Annotated in this window: 16 protein-coding genes and 1 pseudogene; 10 read left to right on the forward strand and 7 right to left on the reverse strand. The window is 43.0% G+C overall.

Annotation, left to right across the window (positions count from 1 at the left end; genetic code table 11):
• Window positions 1-58: 58 nt before the first annotated feature.
• The 5 genes from FHW89_RS08040 to FHW89_RS08060 all read left to right on the forward strand — a co-directional run bounded on the left by FHW89_RS08040 (window position 59) and on the right by FHW89_RS08060 (window position 8,879).
• Window positions 59-997: an ABC transporter ATP-binding protein gene (locus FHW89_RS08040; RefSeq protein ID WP_172334520.1), complete on the forward strand. Its 939-nt coding sequence runs from the start codon at window positions 59-61 to the stop codon at window positions 995-997.
• Entirely contained in the window at window positions 994-3,294 is a 2,301-nt protein-coding gene (locus FHW89_RS08045) for a Gldg family protein (RefSeq protein ID WP_172334521.1), read from the forward strand. The genes FHW89_RS08040 and FHW89_RS08045 overlap by 4 nt, the downstream gene beginning before the upstream one ends.
• Window positions 3,295-3,302: 8 nt before the next feature.
• On the forward strand, window positions 3,303-4,640 hold the full coding sequence (locus FHW89_RS08050) for a DNA mismatch repair protein (protein WP_172334522.1): 1,338 nt from the start codon (window positions 3,303-3,305) through the stop codon (window positions 4,638-4,640).
• Window positions 4,637-5,986, forward strand: coding sequence for a DNA mismatch repair protein (locus FHW89_RS08055; protein WP_172334523.1), 1,350 nt, complete (start codon window positions 4,637-4,639; stop codon window positions 5,984-5,986). The genes FHW89_RS08050 and FHW89_RS08055 overlap by 4 nt, the downstream gene beginning before the upstream one ends.
• A gap of 64 nt (window positions 5,987-6,050) precedes the next feature.
• The gene (locus FHW89_RS08060) at window positions 6,051-8,879 is read left to right on the forward strand and encodes a pitrilysin family protein (protein WP_172334524.1); all 2,829 of its coding nucleotides are present in this window, start codon (window positions 6,051-6,053) and stop codon (window positions 8,877-8,879) included.
• 137 nt (window positions 8,880-9,016) lie between these two features.
• On the opposite strand, the gene FHW89_RS08065 is transcribed toward FHW89_RS08060, so the two are convergent.
• From FHW89_RS08065 to FHW89_RS08085, 6 genes and pseudogenes are all read right to left on the reverse strand, one after another.
• Window positions 9,017-9,202, reverse strand: coding sequence for a hypothetical protein (locus FHW89_RS08065; RefSeq protein ID WP_172334525.1), 186 nt, complete (start codon window positions 9,200-9,202; stop codon window positions 9,017-9,019).
• Window positions 9,203-9,392: 190 nt separating this feature from the next.
• Window positions 9,393-10,388: an alpha/beta hydrolase gene (locus FHW89_RS08070; protein WP_172334526.1), complete on the reverse strand. Its 996-nt coding sequence runs from the start codon at window positions 10,386-10,388 to the stop codon at window positions 9,393-9,395.
• 248 nt (window positions 10,389-10,636) lie between these two features.
• Window positions 10,637-11,338 carry an SDR family NAD(P)-dependent oxidoreductase gene (locus FHW89_RS08075; RefSeq protein ID WP_172334527.1) on the reverse strand — a complete coding sequence of 234 codons (702 nt, stop codon included), beginning with the start codon at window positions 11,336-11,338 and terminating at the stop codon, window positions 10,637-10,639.
• Between the two features lie 512 nt (window positions 11,339-11,850).
• The gene (locus tag FHW89_RS28945; protein WP_256367769.1) at window positions 11,851-11,985 is read right to left on the reverse strand and encodes a hypothetical protein; all 135 of its coding nucleotides are present in this window, start codon (window positions 11,983-11,985) and stop codon (window positions 11,851-11,853) included.
• Between the two features lie 61 nt (window positions 11,986-12,046).
• Window positions 12,047-12,405: pseudogene (locus FHW89_RS29110) on the reverse strand (FAD-dependent monooxygenase).
• A complete protein-coding gene (locus FHW89_RS08085; protein WP_172334528.1) occupies window positions 12,374-13,000 on the reverse strand; it encodes a Crp/Fnr family transcriptional regulator in 627 nt (208 codons plus the stop codon). The pseudogene FHW89_RS29110 and the gene FHW89_RS08085 overlap by 32 nt, the downstream one beginning before the upstream one ends.
• Window positions 13,001-13,286: 286 nt before the next feature.
• Between FHW89_RS08085 and FHW89_RS08090 the strand changes: the two genes are divergently transcribed.
• The 5 genes from FHW89_RS08090 (at window position 13,287) to FHW89_RS08110 (ending at window position 21,134) form a co-directional block, all read left to right on the forward strand.
• Window positions 13,287-14,666: an aldehyde dehydrogenase family protein gene (locus FHW89_RS08090; protein WP_172334529.1), complete on the forward strand. Its 1,380-nt coding sequence runs from the start codon at window positions 13,287-13,289 to the stop codon at window positions 14,664-14,666.
• A gap of 152 nt (window positions 14,667-14,818) precedes the next feature.
• Window positions 14,819-18,700 carry a PIN domain-containing protein gene (locus FHW89_RS08095; protein WP_172334530.1) on the forward strand — a complete coding sequence of 1,294 codons (3,882 nt, stop codon included), beginning with the start codon at window positions 14,819-14,821 and terminating at the stop codon, window positions 18,698-18,700.
• A 110-nt stretch (window positions 18,701-18,810) separates the two neighbouring features.
• Window positions 18,811-19,737, forward strand: a complete 927-nt coding sequence (locus FHW89_RS08100) for a hypothetical protein (RefSeq protein ID WP_172334531.1) — start codon at window positions 18,811-18,813, stop codon at window positions 19,735-19,737.
• A gap of 20 nt (window positions 19,738-19,757) precedes the next feature.
• Window positions 19,758-20,870 (forward strand): hypothetical protein, encoded by a 1,113-nt coding sequence (locus FHW89_RS08105; protein ID WP_172334532.1) that lies wholly within the window; start codon window positions 19,758-19,760, stop codon window positions 20,868-20,870.
• A gap of 51 nt (window positions 20,871-20,921) precedes the next feature.
• On the forward strand, window positions 20,922-21,134 hold the full coding sequence (locus FHW89_RS08110) for a histone H1 (RefSeq protein ID WP_172334533.1): 213 nt from the start codon (window positions 20,922-20,924) through the stop codon (window positions 21,132-21,134).
• Between the two features lie 466 nt (window positions 21,135-21,600).
• Here the strand turns inward: FHW89_RS08110 and FHW89_RS08115 are convergent, their stop codons facing one another.
• Window positions 21,601-22,377 carry an SDR family NAD(P)-dependent oxidoreductase gene (locus FHW89_RS08115; protein WP_172334534.1) on the reverse strand — a complete coding sequence of 259 codons (777 nt, stop codon included), beginning with the start codon at window positions 22,375-22,377 and terminating at the stop codon, window positions 21,601-21,603.
• Window positions 22,378-22,407 lie beyond the last annotated feature (30 nt).

Consider the following 22,407-nt stretch of genomic DNA (forward strand, 5'->3'; position numbering starts at 1 on the left):
TTTACTGGTAACTGCCGGCCCTGGCCGGCAAGGAATTATTATTTCAAAAATTTTATACATGACAAATCAAATTCTAAAAGTAGAGCAGCTTTCCCACAAGTATAGTAGCTCCTGGGCCATCCGCGACATCAATCTGTCCATCAATAAAACGGGGATACTCGGATTGCTGGGATCAAATGGCGCAGGCAAATCTACGACCATGAATATCATATGCGGCGTACTGAACCAGACCGAAGGAAATGTATTCATTAATGGCATCAACATGCGGGAAGAACCGGAGGAAGCCAAAAAGCTAATCGGTTTCCTGCCGCAAAATCCGCCGCTTTACCTTGACCTTACCGTTGATGAATATCTGACACACTGTGCATGGTTAAGGCTAATGGACAAGAACGCCATTCAACCCGCGCTCGAGGATGCCAAGGAACGTTGCGGTATATCCCATTTCAGCAAAAGACTCATCAAAAATCTTTCCGGCGGATACCGTCAGCGTGTAGGAATCGCCCAGGCGATCATACACCATCCCAAATTGGTCGTACTGGATGAGCCTACCAATGGGCTGGATCCAAACCAGATCGTGGAGGTAAGGTCCCTTATCAAAGATATCGCTAAGGAGCGTACCGTGATTTTTTCTTCGCACATACTCTCTGAAGTACAGGTCTTATGCAATGAGATCACGATGATCGAAGGAGGAAAAATTGTTTTCGCAGATACGATGGATGCCTTTAATAATTATGTAGAGCCGCACAGTGTCCTGGTTGAAATGGAAAATCCGCCGGTAGCAGCGCATTTGTTAAGAATTCCGGGTATCACACATGTTGACTTTTTGACGGAAAGGCAGTTACGGATATTTTTCACTGGCAACCGGGACATTACGGAGACGATTATCGAAACCAGTGTCAAAAACCATTGGAAGCTGAGAGAAATCAGTCTGGATAAGAGCTCCATTGATGAAATATTCGCCCAATTATCAAACAAAACCCAACAAAGAAGTAAATGAAAACAACATTAAGAATAGCAAAATTAGAACTTAATACGCTGTTTTATTCGCCTATTGCATGGCTCCTCTCCATCGTATTTCTCGTGCAATGCGCATTATCCTATATTTCAGGAATTCAGAACCTACTCGTTAATCAGCAGCTTGGAGGGACTTATTTAAGCTACCTTGATTTTTCAACATTGCAGGTTTTTGGCCCCCGATTTGGCCTGTTTGGAGGTGTTGTCGGAAAAGTCTACCTGTATCTACCCCTGCTAACGATGGGGCTGATCAGCCGCGAAACCAGCAGCGGTACGATCAAATTGCTTTATTCCTCTCCCGTAAGGATCAAACAAATCATTTTGGGAAAATTTATCGCCATGATGGGGTACAATCTTTTACTGGTGTTTATTCTTTTCATGCTTGCCGTTGCCGGTATCCTGAATATTCATGCAGCAGATGCCGGGTTAATATTTTCCGGTATCCTCGGGATATATCTGCTGTTATGTGCTTATGCCGCTATAGGCTTGTTCATGTCCTGCCTGACTACCTACCAGGTGGTTGCAGCGATCAGTACATTGGTGGTTTTTGCCATACTTGCATACGTTGGCACCATTTGGCAGGATGTTGATTTTGTAAGAGGCCTTACCTATTTCCTTTCCATATCCGGACGTACGGACCATTTATTACAGGGACTGATCAGCACTAAAGATATTTTATACTTTGTTCTGATCGTCTGCATGTTCCTCAGCTTCGCGGTTATCAGGCTTCAATCCGGGAGGGAATCCAAATCATGGGTACATATCACCGGGCGTTATCTCCTGGTTTTTTTCTTCACACTGATTATTGGCTATACGAGTGCCATACCGGGTCTGATCGGCTATATTGATGCTACAGCGGATAAAACGCAGACCATAACGCCAACAACACAAAAGATATTAAAGGACCTGGGAGACGAACCTTTGGAAATCATCTCCTATGTCAACCTGCTTGACCAGCGGTACTGGATTGGAAAGCCGGATCAGCGGAACCATGATTTTGACCGTTGGGAACCCTATTTAAGATTCAAAAGTAATATCAGCCTGATATATGTTTATTACTATGATTCACCAAGTGACGATCAGCGCATATTTGAAAGTAACCCCGGTAAAACCCTTCAGCAAATAGCCCAGCTTTACGCGCAGTCTTTTAAAATAAACCTTAAAAAATTCAAAACACCTGAAGAGATCCACCAAATAATCGATCTCAAACCGGAGCTTAACCGGTATGTAATGCAGGTAAAATATAAGGGTAAAACGACTTTTCTGCGGTTGTTTAACGATCCTATGCAATTTCCATCCGAAACAGAGATCTCCGCAGCTCTAAAGCGCCTCACCATCAGGCTCCCCAAAATAATTTTCGCTACAGGCGAATATGAACGCAGTAAAGATAAAGTAGACGATAAGGACTATGGGTTACTGATCAATCAGATCACCAACAGGAATGCGCTGGTCAATCAGGGATTCGATACAGATACCATATCCCTTAACCGCCAGGAAATACCTAACGGGATTGCAGCGCTCATCATTGCCGATCCAAGGACGGACTTCACTCCGTTAGCATTGTCGAGAATTCAAAGATACCTGGAACGTGGCGGGAATTTATTAGTTGCCGGAGAGCCAGGAAAAAGCAATGTCATCAACCCGGTTATCCGGTCATTGGGCGTTCAAATGATGGAAGGGCTTCAGGTTCAAAAAAACAAAGTATTCCCTCCCAATATGGTCACAGCGCTTTTGACAAAAACAGCGGCATCGCTTTCAAAGGAACTGGGAAAGGATTTCAGGGACAGCGTTGGTGTCACTATGCCCAATGTTTCCGGTTTAACCTATAACAGCCATGGTCCGTTTACCGTCAGGCCATTGTTGATGACCGACGAAAAGCTGAGCTGGAATAAATTCGACAAACTCGTACTGGATTCGGCCGCCGTAATTTATAATCCGGCAAATGGAGACCTTAAGCGTTCCGTTCCTACCGCATTAGCCCTGACAAGAAAGTTAAACGGTATGGAACAACGCATCATCATTACAGGCGATGCCGATTTTCTCGGCCTTGCGGAATATGGACGGGGGGGCACCGCCAACCGCGATTTTGCTACACCACTATTCGGATGGTTTACTTATGGACAGTTCCCTACGGACACCAGTCACCCCTTTTCAAAAGATAACAGGGTCAATTTAACAGATTCAGGAATAGTAGTCTTGAAAGTCATCCTGCTGGGCATATTGCCGGGTTCCCTGATCATTTTTGCTGCCGTTTTTCTAATCAGGCGAAGAAGAAAATAAGGATAAAGATGTTATTTACAACAGACCAGCAAACAACAGAAGATTTGAACATCTTCGGTAAACATGGGGGAGATTCCATTTTTACGATGTTTAACCATACCTCTACCCGGGGAGGAGCAGCGATTATGGAGTCCATGTTCCATTCTCCCTTGTCAAATCATAGCCTCATTAATAAACGAAGCCGGATCATTCAATATTTTTCGGCTACGGATTCATTCCCTTTTGACGCGGTACTTTTCGATATTGCAGACCAGTACCTGGCCAATACGGATGAAAGAACCAAACTGTCCTTTGAGGCGGGTTCCTTTGTAAAAAGATTAAGTAACCTGGTAGCTGAAGATCCAGCCTATAAATTCGTCTATACCGGGGTTACCGCGATGATCGAGATTCTTTCCTCTCTGCGCAGTTTTACTGAAAAACTCGCGCTGACGCAGGAAGCATCAGTAAAGGAAGACCTGGACGTCATCACCGCTTATTTGCGGTCGTCCCCGTTTGACTCCCTGCCAACAGGAAACCGGAATGGAAAACTCGCTTACACCGAATTGCAGGAAGTTGATGTGCTATTCAGATTTCGTCACCGGGATATAATTAAAAAGCTACTGCAATATATCTATCATATCGACGTGTATATTTCCGTTGGCAAAACTGCAGCGCATCGCGGCTTTACTTTTCCCAAAGCATTGCAAAAGGAACTTCATTTATTGAACCTGCAGGGTGTTTATCATCCCCGGTTAGCTGCCCCGGTTCCCAATGATTTTAATTTAACACCGTCCGGCAATGTAATTTTTCTTACCGGCGCCAATATGGCCGGTAAGTCCACTTTTATGAAATCGGTTGGCATCGCCGTTTACCTGGCCCATATGGGCTTCCCCGTCCCGGCAGACATGATGGAATTTTCCGTACTGGACGGAATTTACACCACCATTAACCTCCCTGATAATTTAGGGAGCGGTACCAGCCATTTTTATGCGGAAGTGCTCCGCGTAAAAAAGGTGGCCAAGGAACTTGCCCTGGGCAAGAACTTATTTGTGATGTTTGATGAACTCTTCCGCGGCACCAATGTGAAGGACGCTTATGAGGCCACCATCGCCATAACAACCGGGTTTGCGGAAAAAAAACATTCCATGTTTGTCATTTCCACCCATATTATTGAAGCGGGAGAAACATTAAGCAAACGCTGCGAGAACATCAGGTTCAGTTACCTCCCCACCAAGATGAATGGTCTCAGCCCGGAATACACATACACCCTCAAAAGTGGCATTACCGCTGACAGGCATGGCATGCTCATCATTAACAATGAAGGTATTATTGAACTCTTAAAAAAAGGTAAAACGCAAGCAAAATGAGTTTCATAACAGATAAACAGACATTGGATGATCTCAACATTTTAGGGAAATACAAGCCTGGTTCCATGTTCAATCTTTTTAATACAGGACAAACAGCGGGCGGTGAACGATTGTTGGAGGATATGTTCCGCTTCCCATTGAGCGACGCTGACCTGATTAACCGGCGAAGTCGTATTTTCCAATTCTTCCGGTCACATGCGCTGACATTTCCATTCGATCAGGACCAGCTTACCCAAATGGAAAGCTACCTGCAGGATAGCGGCGAACATACTTTACTGGAAACAGGGCTTCGGGTCATCAGGAAGCTGGTGTCAGCCTGGTTGTTAAAAGATGAACCGTACGCGGTCATGCAGGCCGGTTTGCTGGCAACCACAGCTGTATTACAGACCTGTCAGGTATTGCTTGACAAGCTGAATATCCAGGATCGCCAGCACCCATATTTTGATCAGGTAGCAGCAGTTGGAGACATTCTGAATGATTCCCGCCTGGCATGGATAAAAACTGAAAAGGAAGCAATTCCATTGTCATTCCTCCACGTCATCAGGTACGATCACTTGCTTAGAAAAATCCTTAAAAACGAGCTGAACATCATCTTATCATTTATTTATCATTTCGATGTGTGTCTGGCCGTAAATCAGGTAGCTATTGCCAATGAGCTCTCCTTTGGCGTAGCATTGCCCGCATCAAGAAACAGAATGGAGGCCGCTAATCTCCGTCATCCCACGATAAAGAAAGCCGTAGGAAACGTCCTGTCACTTTCAGAAAACACCAACCTTATTTTTCTTACCGGTGCCAATATGGCCGGTAAATCAACGCTGATGAAAGCCTTCGGTATTACCATGTACCTGGCTCATATGGGTTTTCCCGTTGCAGCGGAATCCCTGGAATTTTCGGTAAAAGATGGCATATATACCTCCATTAATGTACCGGATAACCTGAATATGGGATATAGTCATTTCTATGCCGAAGTGTTACGCGTAAAAAAGATAGCGGAGAAAGTCAGCCAGGGGGAAAATATGATTATCATTTTTGATGAGCTGTTCAAAGGCACCAACGTGAAAGACGCGTATGAGGCCACGCTGGCTGTTACAGAAGCTTTTGCATCCTACCGTTGTTGCTTTTTTATGATTTCCACGCACATTATTGAAGTGGCTGAAGCATTGAAAACCATCTGCCATAATATCCGCTTTGCCTATTTACCGACTGTCATGAGCGGAAATGTCCCTACCTATACTTATCGATTGGAACAAGGAGTTACATCTGACCGGCAGGGTATGATGATCATTGAAAATGAAAAGATACTTGAAATTCTATATAGTGATCAGGGACTCCACCCCAATACCTGACAAACAGCATACACAACAACAGGTGTTCAAAAGAAAAACAAATAACCAACTTAAGATCAATTTTATGCAAAAAAAAATAAGCTGGCGGCTATCCGCTCTGGTACTATCCTTTATATTTCCCATAACCATAAATGTCCATGCACAACAAAAAAACAGTAAGCCCTCCTCCACTTCAGCTGCATTACCGCTGGACCCCGCCGTGCGTACCGGCAAGCTTTCCAACGGCTTCACTTATTATATCAGGCATAATGAGGAACCCCAAAAGAGGGTTACCCTTTACCTCGTCAATAAAGTAGGGTCTATCCTTGAAGACGAAGATCAACGGGGGCTCGCTCATTTCATGGAACACATGAGCTTTAATGGAACAACACATTATCCTAAAAACGAGCTGATTAATTATCTCCAAAAATCAGGCGTACGTTTTGGCGCGGATATCAATGCCAGCACCAACTATGACCAGACTGTTTATCAACTGCCCTTACCTGCTGATAATCCGGACCTGTTAAAAAACGGCATCCAGATCCTGCGTGACTGGGCGCAGAATGCGACATTGGATCCGGTAGAGATTGACAAGGAACGGGGAGTGGTGCTGGAAGAAAAAAGACTTGGAAAAGGAGCCTCTGAAAGAATGCAACAGCAATATATGCCAGTGATTTTAGATAACTCCAGGTATGCCTCCAGATCACCGATCGGCACCGACAAGGTACTGAATAACTTTAAACCGGCGACGATTCGCCGATTTTACCATGATTGGTACCGCCCCGACTTGCAGGCGATCATCGTCGTCGGCGATATTAATGTGAATCAGATCGAAAAGCAAATACGGCTGAAGTTCGCGGATCTGAAGAACCCGGCAAACGAACGGCCAAGGCCATCATACCATGTTGCCCTCACCGGCAAAAACCATTTTGTGGCCGTAACGGATAAAGAAATGACGGCAACTGTCGCCGAAGTGATCATTAAACATGCTCAATTACCCTTAAGATCGGCTGAAGATTATCGAAAAATGATCATACGCGGCTTATTTAACGCCATGCTTGGCGAGCGGTACGCGGAACTTTCAAGAAAGCCAAACTTACCCTTCATCCAGGCAGCGGCCGGTATCAATGGCTTTATAGGAGCCCTGGATAGCTATGATGCAACAGTTGTCGCCAAGCCGGGTGAACTCGAACATAGTTTTAAGGCTTTATGGCTGGAGACCGAAAGAGTGAAACGTTTCGGGTTTACCATTGCAGAGTTGGAAAGGGCTAAAAAAGTCTCTTTCAATCAAATTGAGGCAACATATGAAGAAAGAGACAAGGCTCCTTCTGAATCTTATGTGGAGGAGTATATGGCGCTTTTTCTAAAGCACACCCCTTCACCGGGAATAGCGCGGGAATTTCAGCTGGTAAAACAATATCTTCCGGGAATAAGCCTGCCGGAAGTTAACCAAATAGCGGCGGATTATGTTACCTCCGCCAACAGGGATATCTTAATTCTGGCTCCTGATAAATATAAGGGACAGCTCCCGGCAGAATCTCTTGTTTTACGTTGGATGGATGAGGTAAGCAGGGAGCAACTTAAGCCCATTGAACACAAGCAGAGCGCCGCAACAGTATTGATCACTCCGCCTGCCCCGGGGAAAATCATTAGCGAACAGCAGGATAAAGAATCAGGCATCACAACATTGGTGCTGAGCAATGGAATTAAGGTCTTGTTAAAGCCAACTACGTATAAAAATAATGAGATCCTGTTCACCGCCTTTTCCCCGGGTGGCACTTCTGTTTATAGCGACGGGGACTTTCAATCGGCATCCTTTGCCAATGTGGTTCCTTCTTTCGGTGCCGGTCACCTGGACAACGATGAGTTAAATAAGTATTTGTCGGGAAAGCAGATCAATATCCGCCCCTTTATCAGTGAAAGAATCCAGGGGGTCAATGGCGCCGCGGCAAATAAAGATATGGAATCAGCCATGGAACTGATGTATGCGTATTTTACAGAACCCCGGAAAGACCCGGTTTTATCGGACAATATGCTGTCGAGTTCCAAGGCTGAACTGGCTAATCGTTCCGATAGCCCCGGCAGTGTTTACCAGGATACGGTGAGTGCGGTATTAGGTAATTATAATATACGGAGAACCGGGCCCTCCATGGAAAAACTGAACCGGATCAACCCGGACAGGGCGTTTGAAATTTATAAGGAACGCTTTGCAAACGCTGCCGGACTTACTTTTCTTTTCGTGGGCAGTACCGACTCTGTATCGATGAAACCATTGATCGAAAAGTATATTGCCAGCCTCCCGGTAACCGGCTCACCGGACGAAGCAAAAGACCTCCATATTCATATTCCTGAAGGGGTTATTGAACGCCGGGTTTACAAAGGGAACGAGCCGAAAGCTACTGTAACGCTGGTTTACTCAGGCCCTTTCGATTACAGTCCGGAGAATGAGCTAAAAATGGAGGCGGTCAAAGAGGTGATACAGATCAGGCTGATAGAAAGGCTACGGGAAGAAGAAAGCGGTGTCTACTCCCCTTATGCAAGAGTGGCCGTAACTAAATTACCCGAAGGCCGGTTTAACCTTTTTATATCCTTCGGATGCGGCCCCCAAAATGCGGACAAACTAATAGCTTCGGCTCAGGATGAGATCACTAAATTAAGAACGGACGGCCCCCGGCAGGTTAACGTAGACAAATTTAAAGCTGAATCCCTCCGCACCATGGAAACAAAGATTCAATCCAACGATTTCTGGCTAGGCTACCTGAACGGGCAGCTTCAGAATGCTGAAAGTATAAACCAGATCAACGGATATTCTGCAATGATCAATAAAATAACAGCAGCAGATATCAAAGAATTTGCCAACACCTATTTAAGCGGGAAGAACTTTATTAAGTTGATCCTCTTACCAGGGAAATAAATATATAGCCCCCCCGCATGAAAACGGGGCTTTCAGAGCCATCAATAAAATACTTTCCCGTTCTTAATAATTAATCAGTTAATAGAAATAACGCCTGCCGGAAGTAGCAGGCGTTATTCATAGTTCAGAAAGGAAAGTCAGCGTCTGAAGCAAAACCTGTCCCATTCCAAACGCGGATGGCGATGATATTCCAGCACGCCGCTATGAAGATGGATGATAACGATGATCCAGCTGATACCAGAAGAAAATTTAGAATTTCGATGAGTTTCCCATTGTATCAAAACGTCTAAATGGCAAGCGATATCCCAACATGTCCATGACATGTGCATAATTTAAAAAAAACACACTTTCAATTTGCATGGCGGACGATAGTCTAAAAAGAAGGACCGCTCCATATAGTATGAAGCGGTCCTTCTAATTCGTACTCGATATTTGTAAGCACCCTTACAGTCTTCCTTCTTTTTAAACAAGGGTTAAACAGATTTCTAATTCCAACAAGATGCTAATAACTGACTAATCACAATGAAGATACTTTTTTAATTCAGCCGCTACCTGTATAAGTGAAGATTTCGTTTGCGAAGTTTCAGCAAGGGCATTTAAACATCCAAAATCATGTATCGTACCATTATAACGAATACAAGTCACCGCCACACCAGCTTCGGCCAGTTTTCTGCCGTATGCTTCAGCTTCATCTCTTAAGACGTCATTTTCAGCGGTAATAATCAAAGCTGGTGGTAATCCGCTTAACTGCTCAACAGTGGCCCTTAAAGGTGATACGTGAATATCCTTTCGCTGATTCGGATCTGGCGCATAAATATCAAACACCCATTTCATCATCGAAGTAGTCAAAAAACGCTGTTCCCCAAACTGCTGGTAAGAACCCGTTTCAAAATCAGTATCTACAACAGGACACATCAATACCTGCAGTTTAATTTCCGGGCCATTATTTTCCTTAGCCAGCAGTGTAGTTACCGTAGACATATTCCCTCCAGCGCTGTTGCCAACTATGGCTATGTTTTTCCCGTCAATATTAATTTCTTCTCCATGTTCGGCCACCCATCTTGTAACCGCATATACCTCGTGAACAGCTTGTGGATAAGGCGCTTCCGGAGAGCGCGTATAATTAACAAAAATAGCCGCACAACCGGAAAGCACGGAAAGATCGCGCACCAGTCTTTTATGCGTATCATAATCGCCAAATATCCACCCGCCGCCATTTATAAATATAAATGCAGGCAGTTTTCCCTTGATCCCAGAGGGCCTGACAATATTCAATTTAATCGTAAAGCCGTCGATTAAGATCGTCTTTTCAGATTCCTCAATTCCTGAAAGGTCAACATTTACTGAAGCCTGTACGGTTGCAAACACATTTCTGGCGTCCTGCCCTGACATCGTTTCTATTCTTATCCCTAGCGCATTTACACCAGTTAGAAGGGCTTTAACCTCAGGTGATAAACGGGTGTCAAGCGCAAAATCAAGCGCCTCTATTTTTTCTTTATTTGTTTTCATAGTTGTCAATAGTCATTTGGTAAATGGCAGCCGTACAGATTATTTTAATCATCATACACTTAACCACGGTCAATAGGCGTGACGATCATCTCCCGGTTTCTATTGGTCATATTCCATCTGTGCTTATAAGAACTCGCCTATGGTTCTTCTATCAGAATTGTCGTATCTTCTCACTCGGGAAAAGAAATGGCGACTAACAAAATTTTATCCACAAAAGAAGAGAAAAACCCTTCTGGATTATGGCTGTGTTATAAACCCATAAATCCCAGTAGGGTATCCATAGATTTTGTGGTGATATCATTCATATTTTCAACTGCTGCGGCTAATCTTCCTCCGCCTACGACAGTCCATAAAGCCCGCTCTCCCGGATCAGCATCAACGATTTTTTGGATAACATCTGTTACTTCCTGAGGATCGGGGTTCGTTTCTTTGGGGGTGAACGTATAAATGAGCGCAGCCTTCACTTTGGCCATGTCCGATCCATATAATGCTTCAGCTTCAGGATGATCTGCCTTTAAGCTCTTCGTAACAATATCTGTTGTTGGGTAAGATCCAGGTTGGATAATTGCAACGTCGATACCTGTTGATCTCAGTTCATAATAATAACTAACAGATAAGGCGTCAACAGCAGCTTTTGTCGCGCTATAAGCGCCTATGACCGGCGTATGAAATCTTGACTGGACGCTAGACAAATTAATAATCAAACCATTTTTCTGTTTATGCATAAAGGGAAGAACCGCTTTAATCATCCGGTCAACACCTATTACATTTATCTGAAACAACTGATCGGTCTGTCCGGCACTCAAGGTCTCGTTAACCCCTACGTAGGAGATTCCTGCATTGTTGATCAGCACATCAATTTGACCATTGGAATGATTCGAAATTTTATTCAATGCTTTTTCAACAGAGGAATCGCTTGTAACGTCAAGCTCAATTACCTGTATATCCACATTGTTATGAATTGCCCATCTGTTAAGTCCTGGGCTGTCGCGGCATTTGAACCATTGATATTACGCATGGTAGCATATACGGTATGACCGTTTTTTGCTAATGTTTTCGCAGTAATTAGACCAAACCACTGCTGCTTCCTGTCAGTACGATTTTTTTTAAATTTTTCATTTTTTTTACTTTATGATATTGATAATAAATGGGTATGGTGTGGATATTCCGAAAGGTGTGACCAGGCGATTCCGTGCTATTTGGAGCACCGATTTGTGTTATCACTTTAAAGAATGGCAGTTATTAATCAATGAATTGATATGGTCAAAGTGTTGCAGAACTAACGGTTCTGCTATTCCGAAACGTAGTGATCAATGGTTCCGGAATGTCCACGATATAGCCATCTGACCGGATCAAGCCCGCACCTGTGTCTACGCCATAAGTTGTCCCTATCGCTTCTTCGTTAATTCCAACGACCTTGACGCGCTCATTTTCAGTAATTTCCCCGTCAAATCAGCAATTTTCATTCGGTACCGCGAAAATGCTCAGACAGCCAGTTGCCATCAGCCAATTGCACATCAGGCGCACGGTCGCCGGCCCGCAATCTGGTCGCTGTTATAAAATCACTGGCAGCTAAACAACTGTTTCGATAATTCAAGTTCAATTTTTACCACTAGCCGCGCCGGCCATCATAACCTTTTGTTTTTGCGACGTAGTTTTTAGTAGCCAGTCTGCGATGGGATACGTTCTTCGCCATAGGTATCCAGCAGGCGGTCAACGGCTTCGCCATTAATGACGGCCGCCAGTTTCCAACCCAGTTATAAGCATCGTGGATGCCGGTATTCATCCCCATGCCGCCAGCGATCAAATGCACATGACCTGAGTCACCAGCAATAAAGGCATTACCTACTCTATAGGCCTCGCGACGACGCACATTCACGCGGTAAATGGATTGCCAGGTACTAGAGGTAAAAGTAATATCTTCGCCGCATCGATAAATTACTAAGTTATGGTTTCTTCTGTTAATTTGGTCTAAACAAATAATTCTATATGTGTACTTTATATTTAGATTGTGCACTTATCCTGCTTAACGACTGTGGGGCTAGTCCTAAATAAGAAGCGACATCATAATTGGAAAATAATTGTAATAAGTAAGGCTCTTCCAATAATAATTTTTCATACCGCTCCTTAGCACTCAGTGCAAGCAAACTGAATACTCGGTTATACGTAATTACAAAAGCAGCCTCATTTAATAAGCTCAACCATTTTGCATACGATGCAGAATATTCTTTTAAAAACTTAATCTGCTCTCTTGTAAATAAGATAGCTTTAATTTCCGTCAAACTTACTATGGATACAGAGCTCGGCACATTACCCAGGAAACTTTTGTAATCAACTAAAAATAGATTTTTAGGATTGCTGTTTTCATCGTTAAAGTGAAACATCCAATTAGAAGTTTTGCCATTGGGATTAGTGTAATATGATTTTGCTTTCCCAGAAACTATGAATAACACCCTATTGCAAAAATCGTTTTCCATAAGTACAAACTGCTTTTTTGAAATTGTAATCTCGCGGGAATGAGTGGCGACCATGGTAACTGTTTCCTGGTCGACCTCAACGGTTTGCTTCATGAAATTAATAAAGGGCTCGTAAAATTCTTTTCGATTTTTCATTGAATGACATCCAAGTTAAACAGCTTCAAATTATAGAAATGTCACCCTGCGGTCATTTGAGATGCAGATATCAGACATCGTTAAAATCTTCACAAATGTGAATGTTTTCCTTTTTGAACTGCCGTTGTTTTGTGCTGTAAATACTGGCAAAGTATTTTATAATAAATACAAAGTAAACTATGGAAAGAGAAAAATGATAAACAGATGACCAATATAAATGCAGGGGCTTTTAGACCTTGAAACTGCGTTAAAAGTTTTTATATACAATAATTAACCTAAAATAATAATGAAAACACATCAAGAAATATTTGAAAAGCAAAAGGCATATTTTCAAACAGATATCACAAAAAGTTATGAATGGCGGATCGATCAGCTTGACCGCATGGAGAAGATGCTGAATGAGCACAAGGATGAATTTTATGCTGCAGTAGGCAAAGATTTTAAAACCGCATTTGCCGAGCAGGTACTTGAGGTTGGCGCTCCGCTTGTTATGATCGAATTTACCCGATCGCAATTAAAAAGTTGGATGGAACCTACTGAGGCACCTTTACCAAAATTCCTTGTTGAAACCGGACATAAGGGATTCGTTTATCGTGAACCTTATGGAGTAACGTTAATAATAGGTCCTTATAACGGCCCGCTAATTTTGTTACTGGATCCAGCTATCGCGGCCATTTCAGCCGGAAATCCGGTAATTCTTAAAGCAAGTCCTGCCACAACTGAAACCAGTAAACTGATGTTAAAATTAATTCCGGAATATTTCGATCCTCAGTCTGTTGCAGTCGTTGATGGTGATATAGAAGCAATGACAGACCTCTTAAAACTGCCTTTTGATTTTATTTTCTTTACAGGCAGTACCAATGTCGGCAAGGTGATTTTACGCGCTGCGGCAGAAAACTTAACACCTGTTATTTTAGAATTGGGTGGACAGAACCCGGCAATTGTCGATCAAACTGCGAACATACCCGATGCTGCCAAAAAGATTGTCTGGGGAGCTACAGCCTGGGGCGGACAATGGTGCGTATCTCCCGGATATGCCTATGTCCACGAATCAGTAGCAGAAGAATTCGTATCAGAAGCAAGGAAAGCATTATTGGAAATGTACGGGGAAGATCCAAAATCAAATCCAGATTATTCAAGGATGATCAGCTCAAAAGAAGTTAACAGAATTGCCTCATTGATCGACAATGATAAGGTTGTTGCCGGCGGGACATACGATGCTAATGAACGGTATATTGCACCGACGATACTGTATCCGACTCAATGGACTGATAAAGTGATGGAAGGAGAAATCTTTGGCCCGATTTTACCCATCATCGTTTACAAGGATCTTGATGAAGCTATCAAGTTGATTCGAAAAAAGCCGAAACCACTTGCAGCTTATATATTTAGCAAAGACGACGCCACAATAAAACACTTTCTTGGAAGCCTGTCTTTTGGAGGTGGTGCAATTAATCAGACCAATGTTCAATCATACATTGAAACGATGCCATTTGGTGGGGTGGGCAATTCAGGTATGGGCAGCTACTATGGCCGCTATGGTTACGAATCACTTACCCATGCAAAGTCAATTTTACACGCCCCGGCTGATCAAACAATTGAACATCTATTTCCGCCATTTACAATGGAAAAAGTACAAGAGATTGGTAAATGGTTTGATTTTTAATTATCATAAAAATCAAAATAGAATTAGCCCTTTCTGTAAAGAGAGGGCTTTTTTTATATACAAATTTACGTCGGATTATAATTTATTCACTTTCCAACCCAGCAGCCTCTCATGGCAAATAATCCTTATTTTCGATGAAATTAAGGAGCACAATGATCCATTTAGCGATTGATACGGATGTCTGGTTATATTTGGTTACAGTTGGTTTTGATAAAGATCATAATCTTTTCGACGAATTTTGCTATTGGCTGGAACTCGGTGAAATTCGCTGTATCGTATCTGAGCAAATTGTTGAAGAATGGGAGCGAAACAAAGAATCAAAGGTTTCCAATATTAAGACCTCAATAGCCGCATCCGTTGGTCAGCTCAAAAACACACCGGTCATCCAGGATCGTAAATTCTTTCAACGCGTATTCAATTCTGATAACTTCGAAGCGTCAGCAAGGGCCCGCCTCGCGAAAGTTGAAGAAATTCTGACCAATTACACCGAAGTTGCGCCGGTAACCGAAAGCATGATGCTGGAAGCCGGCAGAAGAACCAGGAAACGCATTGCCCCCTCCCATATGAAAGACAGCTATAGTGACGCTATCAATATCCTCGCGATAGTTGCCCGGATACAAGAGCTTAATCTGTCGCTAGTGACGTTTGTTTCCAAGAATTACCAGGACTACTCCGAGGTTGGCAATAAGGATAAACTACACCCTGACTTGATCCCGATGTTCGATGAAGTGGCGTTGACCTACGCGGCTGACGTTGATGAACTTTTTCACAAGATACTGCGCCCCCAGCTCAGCTCGTTTGCAGACCATTTGATCCGCCAAAAAGAACAGCGAAAAGCTATCGAGCAGCAAGTATCGATACAGCTGAAAGAACAATTGGCGAACACCGATGAAGATTATATCATCAATACAGCGATGCTGGAACAAATGCTTCAGCAACCTCGTCCAAGCCACTTTCAGGAAAAAATGATTGGCGACCTGATAGATAACGACGAATATTGCCGGAAATATTTCTTCAACAAATTGGAAAAACCAGGTTGGCTGCCCTTCGTTGAAAAGAGTGGTTATCTGAATCCATCCTCACACCCGGGACCTTTGGAAACGTCCAATGGACAGGCCATCAGCCGATGGGAGTCACTCCATTTTCTTGAAAAGTTATCATCCAATAACGATTTCGGCAAATATCCTGATTTGCAAACCTCTGTTCAGCAAATCCTGACTAATATTTCTACTGCACGTGTTGACAATGACTTAACGCATGCCTCGCTCATTCGTATCCTGTCAAACTTACCTAGTGAATTTCTTACGCTGGAAATCCTTGATGAAATTCCAGGTTGGTTCAGCCCCAAAAGCAATAAAATGCTTCCTACTTCCGCCATCTGTCAACATCTGCTTCCCAAATTGATCAACGAGACCGCTACGCCTGGCGATATGGCGAAAGGTGAAAAAATCCTCAAGTATTTGTTCAGCGTATCATTGATAGGAACAGAAATCGATAACACACCGGAGAAAACAGATACCAGCTTTTATGCGAATGCCCATCCCTGGACACTCGCTGAAACATTGGTGCGCAAGGAAATGTTGGACACCATTGCTAAACGATGTTCTTCGGATTTGTTCTTTGAACTGGCCAGGACGATTAGGTTACTTGTTCTTGACTATCCCAGAGGGCTCCAGCTCGCTATAAAGACGGGTGATACTACCTTCGAAATCAAGGTCCGCATTCAAATCGATGACGTTATTTTGTCGTTTCAGGGGCGTGGTATAACCGAAAGCTCAACCACAAAAATTGAAGCCTTTCATCTGCTGGATCGCGAGCAATTAAAAAAAGTGGTCCTGGAGAAATTGGCCCTATTGGGTATCGACTATGAAGATTTACCTGAAAATGATAACGCCATTAGAAGCCTCCTTATCGTACTGACAATTGATCGATTGTCCATAGGCGGGTCTGACAGCATTGCTGAAATGAATATCAACCGGGCCCATTCCAAGCATTTCCGCCATCTCTACTCGATCATATTAATTAAATACCTGTCTGCAATCTCCTTTGCAGATCCTGAAAAAGCCAATGAAATCTCGCATACGCTCTACTTTGATTCGCGCTATAAGCTGCCGATCTTCAGGAGGATTGTACTTCATAATATGGCCCAGCATTTCGAAACACAACGATCCCTGCTGATGGAAATACTCGACCCGAAAAACCCGAATATACTCTTTGATGACTATACCTATCGAAAAGAAGTTTTTAACCTCCTCCGGACTATTCAACGCCAACTGAACGACACTGAATCAAAATTGCTTCAAAAGGTAATTGCGGCAGGGCCTAAAGAAGATGAAAAAAATAATGAGACTTATATTGCCTACTGGCAATACCGTTGGTATCTGGCATTAAACCAGGTACAGCCCTTTACCGAACACTATCGCAGACTGGCGGAAAACTTTGAGCTAACCGATCGAGAAGTTGACCCCAATCGAACCATGCAAATTCGCAGTGGAACGGTAATACCTATTACCTCAGACGACCTGCTTAATATGAGCGATGATGATATGCTCAGCTATATTATGGCCTTTAATCCGAAAGACCGATGGGATGAACCCAACATAGAGGGCATGGCGGCTTCTCTAAAAGCGGCGGTACTTGAACACCCCACCCGCTTTACGGCTATGTTGGACAAGCTTCTTGTTCTTCCCTATATCTACACCTATCATATTCTTTACGCATTCCTGGATACAGGCCGTAAAGAAAATACAGAACTCGACTGGAAGGCGGTAATTAACTTTTGCTGTAATTATATTTCGCAGCCAGATTTCGCGGCGGAGGCACGGTTCCTTCCGGCTGATGGATGGCAAGCTGATCAACATTGGGTACTTGGTGTTATTAGTTATCTGATCAGCGATCTCTGCCGCCTTGACGAAATTGTTCAGCAAAACGAATTGTTGAACGTCTGCGAGTCAACACTTTTCGCTATAAACAGCCACAGCGTTGTTTCCGACAGAGAGGAACCTCAGCACCGCGATTATATCACACACTCTTTTAATTCTGATAACGGTAAATTTTTGAGGGCTTGCATGGATTTCTGCCTTTGCAACAGCAGGTTGAAACTTGGTGACAATCCCTCTTTTCCAGCATCTTTTAAAATGATATTCGAAAACTACCTGGCTGGGGGTTCTATCGACGCGTATAGCATTATCGGATATTACTGGCAACAGTTTAACTATCTGGATCACAAATGGCTGAGATACCAATTCGGTGAACTCAGCAACGTTCCAGAACTTAGCTGGCAGGCATTTATGGGCGGTTTCCTATTCGCGCATGCACCAGGCACATCGGAATTGCTTAATATAATGCTGCCACAATATCAGCGTGCAATTGATGAGCAACTAAATAACAAAGTCACAGGCACGAATGGCTTTGCTACGCAAATGGCAACATTGTACTTGTGGCAAATGCTGGATCTTGCTGATGGTGGCCTGCTCGTAAATTACCTATCAGAAATGCCGCTAGAAGCGATCAATGATTTCCTGCATGTGCTATACTTTAGCCCCTCTTTCTTTGAAGCGCTTGCTGACTCATCATACGAGTCAGCAGAAAAGGAAGTACTCAAACTGACTGATTTCCTTTTCTTGCACTACGGAAAGTCGGACATTAGCGAAGTGTTGGAAATGCTCCGGTCGACAGTTAATATCTTGTACATGGTGCGCACACTAAACAAAGAAAATACGGCCGTCATTAGTCGCGCAATTGGCTTAGCTACAAAACAATATCACTATGACGATCTTTTTGAACCGCTGCATAAATTGATGGGGGCAGGACAGTCAAAAACAACAGCAGTTTATTTGGCTAACATCTTTGACCTGATGTCTTTTGGCGAATACGTGCATCTTCTGCCGGAGGATGTCACCCGGATTACTGAACTGATCCAATTTTTGTACAAGGAGAAACAAAGACAAATAGCCGACAAAATTTGCAACAGGTTGATGGTTGCCGGACAACTGTTCGCAAAAGCAATCTACGAACAAAACAATTTAAACTGATAGCCCGCACCAACCTTGTTAGGCAGTTGAAAGCTTGCGGATGAAATAACCGCAAAAATTCTGCTAAATTTATAGGATGGAGAGCGCATATTCCAACATCCAGCTATTGTATGATTTTACTAATAGAATGCGGTATTGATTCAGATACCATCCTTACAGAAATAATTGAACAAAAATCCTATCCATATCATGTTAAGATGTATCCTGATGAGCGTAAAAGATTGTCATGGATAAGCATCGAACGAATTGTCGTGGACTACGAGGCAAACATTCCCAGGGCGGATATTCAGGAAGGCCAGCTTTCAGGGTTTACGTTTCCGGGAACGACATTTTTAAATGAGCAAAGAGACATTTTACAATATATTGAATCCTTTGCGGCCCTCGATCTAGGCGTAAGAAAGATATTCTACGAAAATCCAACCATCAGGTGGATACCTCAAACAGATGAGGAACAATTGGAAGTTCCCATTCTGGCATACAGTGCTAATCAGGATTATCCCGCAAACAACCGTGAAGTTAGACAGGGTTGGCTGCAGGGTACAATTCTCCACCGTAACAGGCTGATCCATCTCAAAGAACCTTTTCGGTTCTATCGGCTCGGCGCAAATTTTTACGCGGAACAAGAATACGGACTATCCTTTCTCCATTTCTTCCTGATGATCGAAGGCTTGTTTAGCGAAGGAAACTCGGAAAAAAAGTTCCTTATTCCTGCTTTGATGAATGCTGAAGACCTCAACTACGGGATTGAACAAACTTTTATCAACCTTGAAAAGCCTGTCAGCGTGAAACACCTCGATTGGTTTCAAAATCAGCAGCATCAAAATATTGAAGTAAATAATGATCGCAAACTGAAGCTGGTAAACATCTTATACGACCATCGTGGCTTGCTATCCCACTATGCCATGAAAAGCTCACGCAAAAGACATGATTTTGAACAGGCGAAATACCATTCTTTAGCATTTATTACCATGTCCATCTGCAAATTCTGCTCGATTAAGCTGCGAATGAATCCTTTTCGCGCTGAGGACCAACAATAATAAACTCAAAAAATAAAAAAATGGATGTTAAGGTATTTACGATTCCGGGCCTCGAAGAAGAAATGACAGCATTCCACGAGTCATACAATATACACCATATCGTGTCGGCGCTGGATGAAACACCCTCACCACTTAAATCCAAGGGGGAACGGGTCTGCCGTTTTTGCGGCCTAGCAAACGACGCATCCAAATTTCAGAACATATCCCATTTAATCCCCCATCAATTGGGCAATAATCGTTTGATTTCGGATTTTGAGTGCGATGAGTGCAATGCCTTTTTTGGCAAATTTGAAAATGACTTGGCTTATTCGCTTGGGATGACCCGAACCATTTACAAAACAAAAGGAAAGAACAAAGTCCCGGCTTTCAAATCGCCGAACGAGTTGATCACTGCAAAAATCAATAGAGATTTTGGCTTCGAAAGCACGGAAATCAAACGCAAGGATACTACCGTTCCAAATTTCCTGATCAATAAAGAGACCGGTCAAAATTCGATCAGTTATATCAAGAACTCCTATACGCCAGTGCATGTTTATAAAGTCCTCTTAAAGATCGCGCTCTCGCTGCTTCCCGCAGAGGAAGTCAAAAATTATCAAGTCCCACTTGGCTATTTACGGAGGGGCAATTTGGAAAAGGAGTTTTCGGAATTTGCCAAAATTTTTCAATATCAAATGCCCCTCGATCACAGATTGTTGGCTCCGACAGCATTTCTATTTGAAAGGAGGCTACCTGCAAACCGCGTTCCGAAGCACAGTTTTGCTTTATATTTTGAGAACTTTATTTATACCTTCCCCATCCCCTTTTATGAACCTGATATCAAGCAGAATATATACAACGGAGAGGAAATGATCATCCCACTATGTCCACCAATTCTTACGGATAAACCCCAGGGGGAGATTGTTTATCAAAGACGATTGGTTGACCTTTCCAGCAATGAGCTACTGAAGGGTGAAAAAGGTTTCATTCAGTTCAATGCTGATCCTGAAATCCTGAAAAACCTCGTTGCCTTTGATCCTGTAACAGGCAAAGTAAGTAGCAGGGAACTAAACCCGGATGAGATTATCGGCATTCATTTTGTGTCGCCCGATTCGGAAATTAAATTTCCGCCGAACAATAACAGTAGTCTGGAATAAGGGACAAAAAAGTTTTTCCAACGGCTTTATTATATTTGTCGGCCGTTTCAAATGACACGGAAACATTTAAATACATTCATTTATGGAAAAATTAGCAGAATTAAAGCGCTGATAGAAACAGCTGAAAAAGAAGGAGCCGCATTTTATGAGAAAAACAACAATGCAGCCGGAACCCGATTACGCAATGCTTTGCAACAAATAAAGGTTGTAGCGACAGACCTGCGCAAAGACGTGACAGAAAAAAAGAACGCAGCAAAAAATTAAAAAATTTCAATAAATGTTTTGGGAAGCCCTGCCATCGACAGGGCTTTATTTTTATCGATTGATTGGTCTAGCGACCATCTACTCCTAACAATGACGCACAAGTTTTGAGAGATTTCAGATGAATGATCTATTTTCTAAACAAACCAAACGATGTTCCGCAGCACCAATGTTGCGTAAATGACAACCAACGCCTTTTTTACTGAACTCATCAGACATTCCTATTTTCTGAATCCCATACTTTACAGTTATAAATTTTCTGACAACGATCAAACCCAAAGAAATATACTGTGTTCTCCCGTGATTCGTACGCGATAGTAAAGAGTGTAATTCCAATTTTTAGGCATTTAATTTAAAATCGCTGAGAAAATGTAATCTGGAGCATAAATAATAGGCATCCCCCATCATGGTTCCATCAATCTGCAAAACTATGCGATTCCGCCAAATTTATCGCACCAAATACAACTATCTACATGAGCGGAATAGAAACTCCGGTGATTTTTTTGCAGTAATCTAAATATGCTTCCTGAATTTCGGGATTCGCGGCCTGCCGATTGAAAGCTGTTGCCCTTTGATGATAAAAATAACGACCGTTTACCATCGCCTCTTTATCATTACTCGCAGCTAACCAGGCTTGAGTAACTGGAGCTTTTGTCAAATCATCGATGGCATTAGGCCCTCCCATTTTGGTGCTGACCCAGCCAGGTTCAACAGCATTCGAGATTGTTTGAGACCACAATCTTGCAATAGACTGGGAAAGTAACAGGTTGTGAAATTTTGAATCAGCGTACGCCTGAAATCCATTCCAAGTTCTTTTCTCCCATGTCAAGTCTTGCAAGGTGATGTCACCATGAAAGTGAAGTGCAGAACTAATATAAATCAATCTTGTTGGCTTTTTTATTAACGATGTTAAGAGATATGGCGCCAGACTATTAACGGCAAAAACTTCCGGTAAACCATCCCTGGTATTTCCACGATTTGGCTCACAAAAACCGACACCTGCGTTGTGTATGATAGCGTCAAAGTTTCCCAGCCGGTTAATCCTACATGCGAGAAGAACAGTTTCCTTAATTTCGGAGAGATCCCCCGCTATAGCTCCTACAGCACCCGGAAGCGCGCTCATAGCTTCCTCTGCCCGATACTCATTGCGTCCATGGACCCATACATTGTGACCTTCGTTTATTAAAATACGGGCGGCCATCTGCCCAAGCCCACCCGCTGAGCCGGTTATAAAAATATTAGACATAGCATATAAAATGTGTCGGCAAAGTTGACA

The sequence above is a fragment of the Mucilaginibacter sp. SG564 genome, from assembly GCF_013149275.1.
Lineage (GTDB): Bacteria > Bacteroidota > Bacteroidia > Sphingobacteriales > Sphingobacteriaceae > Mucilaginibacter.